Annotated in this window: 11 protein-coding genes and 1 pseudogene; 6 read left to right on the forward strand and 6 right to left on the reverse strand. The window is 73.3% G+C overall.

Annotated features, from left to right (window positions below; all coding sequences use genetic code 11):
- Positions 1-885, forward strand: an 885-nt coding sequence (locus tag AB0B76_RS57970; protein WP_360394737.1) for a sulfate adenylyltransferase, incomplete at its 5' end; no start/stop codon positions are given.
- Here the strand turns inward: AB0B76_RS57970 and AB0B76_RS57975 are convergent.
- A complete protein-coding gene (locus AB0B76_RS57975; RefSeq protein WP_360394740.1) occupies positions 869-1,645 on the reverse strand; it encodes a hemolysin family protein in 777 nt (258 codons plus the stop codon). The genes AB0B76_RS57970 and AB0B76_RS57975 overlap by 17 nt on opposite strands.
- A gap of 29 nt (positions 1,646-1,674) precedes the next feature.
- Here AB0B76_RS57975 and galE point away from each other — a divergent pair, with 29 nt between their 5' ends.
- Positions 1,675-2,670 carry a UDP-glucose 4-epimerase GalE gene (gene galE, locus AB0B76_RS57980; protein ID WP_360394743.1) on the forward strand — a complete coding sequence of 332 codons (996 nt, stop codon included), beginning with the start codon at positions 1,675-1,677 and terminating at the stop codon, positions 2,668-2,670.
- A gap of 2 nt (positions 2,671-2,672) precedes the next feature.
- On the opposite strand, the gene AB0B76_RS57985 is transcribed toward galE, so the two are convergent.
- From AB0B76_RS57985 to AB0B76_RS58000, 4 genes are read right to left on the reverse strand one after another with little or no spacing between them, the layout of a single operon-like run.
- Positions 2,673-3,881, reverse strand: coding sequence for a hypothetical protein (locus AB0B76_RS57985; RefSeq protein ID WP_360394745.1), 1,209 nt, complete (start codon positions 3,879-3,881; stop codon positions 2,673-2,675).
- Positions 3,874-4,362 (reverse strand): RNA polymerase sigma factor, encoded by a 489-nt coding sequence (locus AB0B76_RS57990; protein WP_360394748.1) that lies wholly within the window; start codon positions 4,360-4,362, stop codon positions 3,874-3,876. The genes AB0B76_RS57985 and AB0B76_RS57990 overlap by 8 nt, the downstream gene beginning before the upstream one ends.
- A gap of 43 nt (positions 4,363-4,405) precedes the next feature.
- The gene (locus AB0B76_RS57995; protein ID WP_360394751.1) at positions 4,406-5,683 is read right to left on the reverse strand and encodes a hypothetical protein; all 1,278 of its coding nucleotides are present in this window, start codon (positions 5,681-5,683) and stop codon (positions 4,406-4,408) included.
- Complete coding sequence (locus AB0B76_RS58000) at positions 5,673-6,257, reverse strand: sigma-70 family RNA polymerase sigma factor (RefSeq protein ID WP_360394753.1); 585 nt, start codon at positions 6,255-6,257, stop codon at positions 5,673-5,675. Before AB0B76_RS58000 ends, AB0B76_RS57995 begins: the two co-directional genes overlap by 11 nt.
- Positions 6,258-6,337: 80 nt before the next feature.
- Between AB0B76_RS58000 and trpS the strand changes: the two genes are divergently transcribed.
- The 4 genes from trpS (at position 6,338) to AB0B76_RS58020 (ending at position 9,462) form a co-directional block, all read left to right on the forward strand.
- Positions 6,338-7,363: a tryptophan--tRNA ligase gene (gene trpS, locus AB0B76_RS58005; RefSeq protein WP_360394756.1), complete on the forward strand. Its 1,026-nt coding sequence runs from the start codon at positions 6,338-6,340 to the stop codon at positions 7,361-7,363.
- Between the two features lies 1 nt (position 7,364).
- Entirely contained in the window at positions 7,365-7,892 is a 528-nt protein-coding gene (locus AB0B76_RS58010; RefSeq protein WP_360394758.1) for a 2'-5' RNA ligase family protein, read from the forward strand.
- Positions 7,893-7,981: 89 nt separating this feature from the next.
- Complete coding sequence (locus AB0B76_RS58015) at positions 7,982-9,028, forward strand: YihY/virulence factor BrkB family protein (RefSeq protein ID WP_360394761.1); 1,047 nt, start codon at positions 7,982-7,984, stop codon at positions 9,026-9,028.
- Between the two features lie 8 nt (positions 9,029-9,036).
- Complete coding sequence (locus AB0B76_RS58020) at positions 9,037-9,462, forward strand: hypothetical protein (RefSeq protein ID WP_360394763.1); 426 nt, start codon at positions 9,037-9,039, stop codon at positions 9,460-9,462.
- Positions 9,463-9,469: 7 nt separating this feature from the next.
- On the opposite strand, the pseudogene AB0B76_RS58025 reads toward AB0B76_RS58020, so the two are convergent.
- Positions 9,470-10,011 (reverse strand): annotated as a pseudogene (locus AB0B76_RS58025) (alpha-glucosidase); the annotation flags it as partial.
- Between the last annotated feature and the right edge of the window lie 86 nt (positions 10,012-10,097).

Consider the following 10,097-nt stretch of genomic DNA (forward strand, 5'->3'; position numbering starts at 1 on the left):
CGCCACGCGTTCCTGTGCTCGCTGCTGCGGGTGCCGCACCTGGTGCTGTGCGTGAACAAGATGGACCTGGTGGACTACTCGCAGGAGGTCTACGACCGCATCGCCGACGAGTTCACCTCGTTCGCGGCGAAGCTCGAGGCGCCCGACCTGACGGTGATCCCGATCTCGGCCCTGCACGGCGACAACCTGGTCTCCCGCAGCGACAAGATGCCGTGGTACGAGGGCCCGTCGCTGCTGCACCACCTCGAGCACGTGCACATCGCCTCCGACCGCAACCTCGTCGACGTGCGGTTCCCGGTGCAGTACGTGATCCGCCCGCAGTCCACCACCGTGTCGGACTACCGCGGGTACGCCGGCCAGATCGCCTCCGGCGTGATGAAGCCCGGCGACGAGGTCATGGTGCTGCCGTCCGGGTTCACGACGAAGATCACGCACATCGAGACCGCCGACGGCGAGCTCGCCGAGGCGTACCCCCCGATGTCGGTCACGATCCGCCTCGCCGACGAGATCGACATCGCCCGTGGCGACCTCATCTGCCGGCCGAACAACGCCCCGCAGGTCGCCCAGGACATCGAGGCGATGGTCTGCTGGATGGACGAGACCCGGCCGCTGACGGTCGGCGGGAAGTACGCGATCAAGCACACGACCCGTTCGGCCCGCACCGTGGTCCGGGGCCTGCAGTACCGCCTCGACGTCAACACGCTGCACCGCGACGAGTCGGCCACCCAGCTCGCGCTGAACGAGATCGGCCGGGTCCGGCTGCGCACGACGGTGCCGCTGCTGGCGGACGAGTACCGCCGCAACCGCACCACCGGCGGGTTCATCATCATCGACGAAACGACCAACCGGACGGTCGGCGCCGGCATGATCATCGAGGCCGGCTGACCGAGATCCGGGCGACGCGGCGGCCCTCCACGGTGCTCACCTGGAGGTGCCAGCCGTCGTGGCGCACGTGGTCGCCGACCCGGGGCACCCGGCCCAGCCGGGCCATGAGGAAGCCGGCCACGGTCTCGTAGGGCCCGGCGGGCAGCCGCAGCCCGACCCGCTCGGCGAGGTCGGCCAGGTTGAGCCGCCCGTCCACCTCGTCCACCCGGGCCGGGGCCGGCGGGGCGTCGTACTCGTCGTGGATCTCCCCGACGAGCTCCTCGATCAGGTCCTCGAGCGTGACGATCCCGGCCGTGCCGCCGTACTCGTCGACGACGACGGCGAGGTGGTGGCCCTCGCCGCGCATCTCCGCCAGCGCGGCCAGCACCCGCTTGCTCGCCGGCAGCCGCTTCACCTCGCGGGTCAGGCCGCGCAGCGTCACCGCCGGGTCGACCGCGGGCGTCAGGAGCAGGTCGCGCAGGTGCACGAAGCCGAGCACGTCGTCCGGGTCGCCGTCGATCACCGGGAAGCGGGAGTGGCGGGCCCCGCGCACGGCCAGCACGGCGTCGGCGACGGTCAGCGCGGCGTCCAGGAACACCACCTCGGTGCGCGGCACCATCACCTCGCGCACGTGCCTGGTGCCGGAGTTCACCGTGATGAGGGTGCGCAGCTGGGCCTCGGAGATGCGGGCCGTGTCGGGAGTAGCGTGAAGCCGCCGCGCCCAGCGGATCAGCAGGGCGGCCGCAGCCTGCCGCAGGGTTCCGGGGCCAGGCTCCGGCATGGACAAAAGTGTAGCGGCGTGTACTTTTGTTGGAACGCGTCGAATTTTGGGAGGTTGTAGTGAAGCTACTCGTCACCGGTGGTGCCGGGTACATCGGCAGCATCGTGACCGCGCTGCTGCTCGACGCCGGGCACGAGGTGGTGGTGCTCGACGATCTCTCCACCGGCCACGAGGCGGCGGTACCGGCGGGCGCGACCTTCGTGCGCGGCCGGGTGCACGACGCGGTCGGTGACCTGCTGACGCCCGACTTCGACGGGGTCCTGCACTTCGCGGCCTTCATCGCCGCCGGGGAGAGCGTGCAGAAGCCGGAGAAGTACTGGGAGAACAACGCAGTCGGCACGCTGCGGCTGCTCGACGCGATGAAGGCGGCGGGGGTACGGCGGCTGGTGTTCTCCTCCACCGCGAACGTCTACGGCGACCCCGACACCGTGCCGATCCCGGAGACGGCGGCGGTGCGCCCGCCGAACCCGTACGCGACCTCCAAGCTCGCCGCCGACCACGCGCTGACCGGGTTCGCCGTCGCGCACGGCTTCTCCGCGGTCAGCCTGCGGTACTTCAACGTCGCCGGCGCCCTGCACCGCCCCGACGGGAGCATGATCGGCGAGCGCCACGACCCGGAGACCCACCTGATCCCGATCGCGCTGCAGGTCGCGGCGGGCAAGCGGGAGAAGCTGCAGATCTTCGGCGACGACTACGACACCCCCGACGGCACCAACATCCGCGACTACATCCACGTCGCCGACCTGGGCGCGGCCCACCTGCTGGCGCTGGGCACCATGGACGGGGCGGGGCACCGGATCTTCAACCTGGGCAACGGCACCGGCTTCTCCAACCGGCAGGTCGTGGAGGTCGTGCGCGCCGTGACCGGGCACCCGATCCCGGTGGAGATGGCGCCGCGCCGCCCCGGCGACCCGGCCCAGCTGGTCGCGTCCTCGGACAAGGCCAAGCACGACCTGGCCTGGACGCCGCGCTACGCCGACCTGGCGACGATGGTGGCCGACGCCTGGGCGTTCATGAACCGGTAGAGCTACTGCGCGTCGAGCTTCTGCCAGGCGGTGCCGTCGACCGAGAACGCGGTGTAGATGTCCGTCATCTGGTAGGCGACGTACCCGGCCTCGGTGCGGGCCAGCCGCATGGTGCGGTGCAGGCCTTCCAGGCGTACCCACGACGCACCTCCGTCCTCCGAGACCAGCCAGTGGCCGTAGCCGTCGACGATGAGCAGGCGGCCGTCCAGCAACGGGACCAGGTCGCCGCCGATGGTGGCCTGGCCCGCGGTCGGATGGGGCGCGTCGAACGTCGCCCCGCCGTCCACCGAGGCGGCGACGGCGAGCAGCCGCTCCGGGGTCGCGGCGGCCTCCTGGGGCGCGACGATCGTGACGTACACGGCCCGGCCGAGCAGCGCCGCCCGGGCCGAGGACTTCGCCGGGAAGCCTGGGAACGCGGTCAGCGCCCAGCTCGCGCCGCCGTCGCGGGAGACCGCCACGGCCGGCCGCCCGTCCCCGGTGCGCCCGCCGACCCACCACGAGCCGTCGCCGGCGCGGACGGGGGAGCGCCAGCACACGGTCAAAGGCGGCTGCTGCGGTACCGGGGCCAGGTCCGTCTTGGTGATCGCGCCCGTCGGGGCGCCGCACGCGTCATCGGCCAGCGCGAGCAGCCGCGAGTTGCCGGTCAGCGCCGCCGCCGGGCCGGGCGGCCCGTTGCCGGTGTTCCACTGCTCGCCGTCGGCGCTGGCCGCCCACGGGTGATCGGGGCCGGCGCCGAGCACGACGACCCCGCCCGGGATCAGTACCAGCTGGGGCCGGTCGGCGACGGGCGAGCGGACGGTGTGCCACGACCGGCCCCCGTCCGTGGTGCTGCTGACCCACGCCTGGCAGCAGTCGGAGGTCAGCAGGAAGCCGCGGTCGGCGTCGAGGAACTCGGCGTCGCGGACCGTGCCCGGCAGGTCGGTGGGCAGGTGCGGCAGGCCCGAGATGGCGATACCGGCGGCGCTCCAGGTGCCCGCCGGGTCGGCCGTGTCCGAGGCGGCCACGATCGGCGCCGGACCCTCCCGGCGGTCGAGCCCGGCGATCGTCACGGCGACGGCGGCCAGGGCGGCGAGCGCGCCGGCGCCGGTCCGGGCGGCGAGCCGGCGGCGGCGCAGGGTGGCGGCGCGGGCCGCGATGACCTCCATCGGCGGCTGTTCGATGTCGAGCCGGTCGCGTTCGGCCCGCAGCCGCGGCCCCAGCTGGTCAGGCACGGGCCACCTCGTATCCGCGCAGGCGCCCGGCCAGCGCGGCGCGGCCGCGGGACAGGCGCGACTTGACGGTGCCGGCCGGGACGTGCAGCGCGGCGGCGATCTCGTCCACGCTGAGGTCGGCGTAGTAGTGCAGCACGATGACCTCCCGGTAGCCGCGGGGGATGGCGTCGAGGGCGTCGGTCAGGTCGGTGCGGGTGTCGAGATCGGGCTGGGCGGGGTGCTCCTGCAGCGGCCGCTCCCGCAGCATCAGCAGGTCGAGCACCCGGCGGCGGCGCCAGCGGCGGCGCACCACGTTGAGCGCCACCGTGCGCAGCCAGGCCTCGGGGTTGTCGATGCCGGCGAAGCCGCGCGGGCGGGCGACGGCCCGCGCGAACGCCTCCTGCACCGCGTCGTGGGCCTCGTTGAGGTCGGTCGTGAACGCGTAGAGCTGCACCACCAGCCTGCGGTAGCAGGCGTGGTACACCTCTCCGACGTCGCCCACGCTGACCACGATCCTCCGGGGGCCCCGCGGGTTCCCGCTATTTTCAGCTCGGCTGCATGGTGCCGGTCACGGCCGCCTCTTGCCAGGTCTTCGCGTCGCGCGAGACCCGGGCCGGGTCGCCCAGCGCCGCGTAGCCGTTGTCGACGACGGAGATCGCCCCGCCCGGCCCGGAGACGACCGTGAAGTGCTCGCCGTCGTTGCTCTCGAAGAAGACCGTCTCGCTGTCGGAGTGCACCCACAACAGCACCGAGCGGTCCGCGCGGACCAGGGCGCCCAGCGTGCGGTTGTCCAGCGTCTTGAGCTGCGCCGGCAGCTCGACCGCGCCGCGGACCTCGCGCCAGTTCAGGCCGCCGTCGCTGGTGCGGAAAAGCCGGATCGCGTGGCTGTACGGCACGAAGGCCCACGCGCTGTGGCTGTCCGCCGAGGCCACCGTCGGCACGTCGCTGCCGGCCGGCGCGTCGAGGGTGCGGGCGAGCCAGCCGCCGCCCTGGTCGAGGCTGACGCCCACGGCCGGCGCGCCGGTGTGCAGGTCGGCGCCGGTCACCCACCAGCCGGCCTTGGCGGGCAGGCCGGCGGCGATCGTGCGCCGGGCCATGGGCGGCTGGCCGATGACGCTCAGCGCGCCGTCGCTCTCGCGGACGCCGAACAGGTCGCCGTACTGCACCAGCTGGACGGTCCGGTCGCCCGGCCCGAGCGCGAGTCGGTCGGCGGGGCCCATGACCGGGGAGGTGTCCTGGGGGTTGAGCTGGGTCTGGATGTCGGTGGTGAGCTCGAAGCGCACGCTGGCCCGCGACCCGCCGCCGACCTCGCCGCTGAGGATGTAGCTGGTCGCGGCGATCCGCAGCAGCTGGACGTTGGAGATCCGCTCCAGCGGGCTGGTGCGCAGCGCGTCCACGACGTACGGGTTGCGCCGCTCGGGCCCGCCGAGCGTGGTGACCTGCAGGCTGCAGCGGCGGGCCTGGGGCACCTCCACGCACACGTCGACCGCGGCCACCAGGCTGGGCAGGTCGCCGGCCGCGGCCATCACGGTGATCGTGGACGGGTACTTGCCGGCCGCCGGCGGCGTCTCCGACGCCACGGGGCTCCAGGCCTCCCCGAGGTCGGGGTTGGGGCCGAGCGCCACCGGGCCCGGGCGGCCGAAGACCCCGGCCAGCGCGACCGGGGCGAGCACCCCGAGGGTGCCGACCAGCGCGCCGAGCACGGCGAGGCGGTCCCGCAGGCGGACGCGGCCGGCGCGGCGGTACAGCGTGGCGAAGTCCGGCATCCAGGTGGCCGCCTCGATCTGCGCGCGCAGGGTGCGGAAGTCCAGCTCAGGGCGCATCTCGCACCTCCTGGGCCCGATCCGGTTCCGGCGCCGGCGGCGGGGCGGGGCGCCGGCGCGGGGCCGCCTCGCCGCCCTCGACGTCGCTGAGCAGGGTGGCCAGCATGGCGCGGCCACGGGACAGCCGCGCCTTGACCGTGCCCACCGGCACGCCCAGGGCGTCGGCGACCTCGTGGACCGACATGTCGGCCAGGTGGTGCAGCACGATCGTCTCCCGCGTGGCCTGCGACAGCTGCTGCAGGGCGGCGACCAGGGCGACCCGGTTGGGGTCGACGCCCGGCACGCTCTCCACGGGCCGGGCGACCCGGCCGCTGCGCACCAGTGTGTCGAACAGGCGCCGCCGCCGCCAGCGGGTGCGGGCCAGGTTCATCGCGACGGTGCGCAGCCAGGCCTCCGGGTCGGCGACGTCGAGGAACTGCCGGGGCCGGGCCAGCGCGCGGGCGTACGCCTCCTGGACGAGGTCCTGCGCCTCGGCGTGGTCACCCGTCAGGGCGTACAGGGCGGCCACCAGGCGGCGGTAGTGCGCCTGGTACGCGTCGCGTACGGCCTCACGGGCCTCCAGCTCGTCGCCCACGCGCCACCTCCCTCGCCAAGCACGCTATCCAGACAGACGCCTGTGTGAAGCATCTGGTTGCGCCTGACAGAATGGCGGGTATGTCGTCTCCCGCCCGGCCCCGGGTGCTCTCCGGGATTCAGCCCACCGCCGACTCGTTCCATCTGGGCAACTATCTCGGTGCCCTGCGCAACTGGGTGGCGATGCAGGAGACCCACGACACCTTCTACTGCGTGGTCGATCTGCACGCGATCACCATGGGTCACGACCCGGCGCTGCTGCGCCAGCGCACCCGGGTCGGCGTCGCCCAGCTGCTGGCCCTCGGGCTCGACCCGGAGCGGTGCACCCTGTTCGTGCAGAGCCACGTGCCCGAGCACGCGCAGCTCGGCTGGGTGATGAACTGCCTGACCGGCATGGGCGAGGCCGGCCGGATGACCCAGTACAAGGACAAGTCGGCCAAGCAGGGCGCCGACCGCACCAGCGTCGGGCTGTTCACCTACCCGATCCTGCAGGCGGCCGACATCCTGCTGTACCACGCCGACGCCGTCCCGGTCGGCGAGGACCAGCGCCAGCACCTGGAGCTGACCCGCGACCTGGCGCAGCGGTTCAACACCACGTTCGGCCAGACGTTCACGGTGCCGGCGCCGTTCATCATCAAGGACACCGCCAAGATCACGGACCTGCAGGAGCCGACGGCGAAGATGTCCAAGTCGTCGTCGACCGCCAACGGCCTCATCGAGCTGCTGGAGGACCCGGCCCGCGCGGCCAAGAAGATCCGTTCGGCGGTCACCGACACCGGCCGCGAGATCCTCTTCGACCAGGTGAACAAGCCGGGCGTGTCCAACCTGCTCACCATCTACTCGGCGCTGTCGGGCCGGACGGTCGAGGAGCTCGTCGCGGCGTACGACGGCAAGGGCTACGGCGACCTGAAGAAGGACCTCGCCGAGGTCGTGGCCGAGTTCGTCCGGCCGATCCAGCAGCGCACGAACGCCTACCTCGACGACCCGGGGCAGCTCGACAAGCTGCTCGCGATCGGCGCGGAGAAGGCGCGGGCGGTGGCGGAGCCGACGCTGAGGACGGTGTACGACCGCATCGGCTTCCTCGCTCCCGGCGCTGCCGCGCACTGAGGTGGACAGGACCACCATCGGCGTCGCGATCGACATTCCGGAGCCGTGGGGCGGCGAGCTCACCGCCGCCCGCCTGGCCGCCGGTGACCGGGTCGCGGAGCACGTGCCGGCGCACGTCACCCTCCTCGGCCCGACCGAGATCGACGCCGCACGGCTGCCGGAGATCCACCGGCACCTCGGCGAGGTGGCCCGGGCGCACCGGGCGTTCACCGTGCAGCTGCGCGGCACCGGCACGTTCCGCCCGATCACCCAGGTGGTTTTCGTGGCGGTCGCGGCCGGCATCGGCGAGTGCGAGCAGTTGCACACCGCGGTGCGCGCGACCGGCGCGATCTCCCCGGCCGCCCGCTTCCCGTACCACCCGCACGTCACCATCGCCCACGACGTCGCGCCCGAGCAGCTCGACGCGGCGTTCGCGGATCTGGCCGGCTACGAGGCCTCGTTCGCGGTCCGCGGGTTCACGCTGTTCGAGCACGACGACGGCGGGCGGTGGCGTCCCTGTGCGGAGTACGGCCTCACGGCGGACCATTAACACGTGAGCGGTCCGGAGCGGAGCGGAGGAGCCGTGAACCATAAGCACAGCTGTTACGCGCCGCCGCCGGAGCTTGCGGAGGTGGCGGCGTGAGCGTCCTGGACCGGCTCGAGGCCGGGTTCGACCGCATGATCGCGGCGGCCCGCGGTCGTTCGCGGGTGTTCGACCACGTCTGGCGGGCCCAGCAGCGGTACTTCGACGTGGACGCCGTCCGCCTGGCCGCCGCGACCGCGTACTACGGCTTCTTCGCCGTCTTCGCGATGGTGGTCGTGCTGTTCTTCATCCTGGGCCAGGTGCTGGACAACAACCGGCTGGTCGTCGAGCGCGTGCAGGTCTACCTGCAGGCCAACCTGCCCCAGTTGCAGAGCGACCAGATCTTCGCGGGCAGCCAGCAGATCGGCATCATCGCCCTCGTCGGCCTGGTCATCGCGGGCGTCGGCTGGGTGGAGAACCTGCGCTCGTCGCAGCGCGCGCTGTGGCAGCTCCAGGAGCATCCCGGCAATCCGGTGGTCCGCTGGCTGCTCGACCTCGCCGTGCTGGTCGGCCTCGGCCTGCTCCTGCTGATCTCGATCGGCATCTTCGGCGGCGTCCAGGAGCTGATCTACTGGCTGGCCGGCGACTTCGACCAGGACCCGGTGCGCGTCGCCCTGCGCGGCTTCTCGACCGTGCTCTCCGGGGTGGTCGACGTGTCCCTGGGCGCGGCCCTGCTCGTCGGGGTGCCCCGGCTGCGGATGTCGCTGCGGCGGCTGTGGCCGTCGGCGCTGCTCTTCGCGATCGGGCTCGGGCTGCTCAAGACGCTCGGGAAGTGGTACATCACCCGCACCGAGCACAATCCCGCCTACCAGCTCGTGGCCGGCACGATCGGGCTGCTGCTGTACATGTACCTGCTGCACCAGCTCCTGCTCTTCGCCGCGGCGCTGTCCGCCACCAGCCCGCACGGCCAGGTGCACGACCTGGCCGGCGGGGCGCCCCGGGCCGACGTGCAGGCGGCGCGGCGCGCGGCGGAGCTGGTGGAGCAGGCGGCCGAGCAGGCCGAGCACGCGGCGCAGGTGGCCGCGAACGTCGTGCCGCCGCCCGGATCGACCGGCATGGTGTCCGGCGGTTCGGCGGGTGCGGAGCGCCCGGAACCGTCATGATGGGCGCCGTGGGTGCACTCGTGACTTTGGACCTGCCGGCCGACGCGCCGGCGCTGACCCTGCCGTGGATCATCACCTTCGGCCCGATGAACGACGAGGAGGAGTGGGAGCCGGTCGTGTGCGGCCCCTACGAGCGCGCGCACGCGCTGGCGCTCGCGGAGGCTGTGGTGGCCGACGAGGACCTGATGGCGGTCGTCGAGCCGCTCCAGCCGCACGTGACGGTGGACCAGATCCAGGGCGACATCGCCGCCTCCCGGATGGCGGCCGAGAACGAGGACCTGGAGACGGCCGCGCTGGACGCGGAGCTTGCCGGCTACGGCGAGGAGTACCACGAACACGACCACGAACACGGCGATGACCACACGCACGAGCCGCCGTCGGTCGACGAGATCCGCGCCGGCTTCTCCCGGATCGCGGCCAAGCTGAGCAGCTGACGAACCGTCAGTTCCGTTCCATCCAGACCGTCGTGTCGGGCGGCAGCGTGCCGCCCACCGGCGAGCTGGCCAGCACCGGCGCCCGCGGCAGGCCGAACGCCGACCCCCCGAGGTTGGCCGCGACCAGGAAGCCCTCGGTCTCGAAGCACAGCACGCCGTCGGGCGCCGAGCGCCAGGCCAGCGTCGCGGCCGGGCGGCGCCGGCGCAGGGCCTCGCGGTAGAGGCTGAGGACGGAGTCGGGGTCGGCGCGCTGGACGGCGACCGTGCGCGCGACCCAGTCCGCCGGCATCGGCAGCCAGGAGCGCCCGCCCGGCCCGAAGCCGAACGGCGGCTCGTCGCCCTCCCACGGCAGCCGTCGCGGCCGAGCTCGGCGCCGGCCGAGCGGACCCACTGCGGGTCGGCGCGGGCCTCGCCGGGCAGGTCGAGCACCTCGGGCAGGCCGAGCTCCTCGCCCTGGTAGAGGTACGCCGAGCCGGGCAGCCCGAGCATCAGCAGCGCGGCGGCGCGGGCCCGGCGCAGGCCGACCACGCCGTCGCCGAAGCGGGTGACGGGGGGGGGCGAGCTCGAGCACCGGCAGTCTCGACCGGCTCGGGATCGACCGGGTCGACCTGCTGTGGCTGCACCAGGAGGACCGG

The organism is Dactylosporangium sp. NPDC049140 (assembly GCF_040648435.1).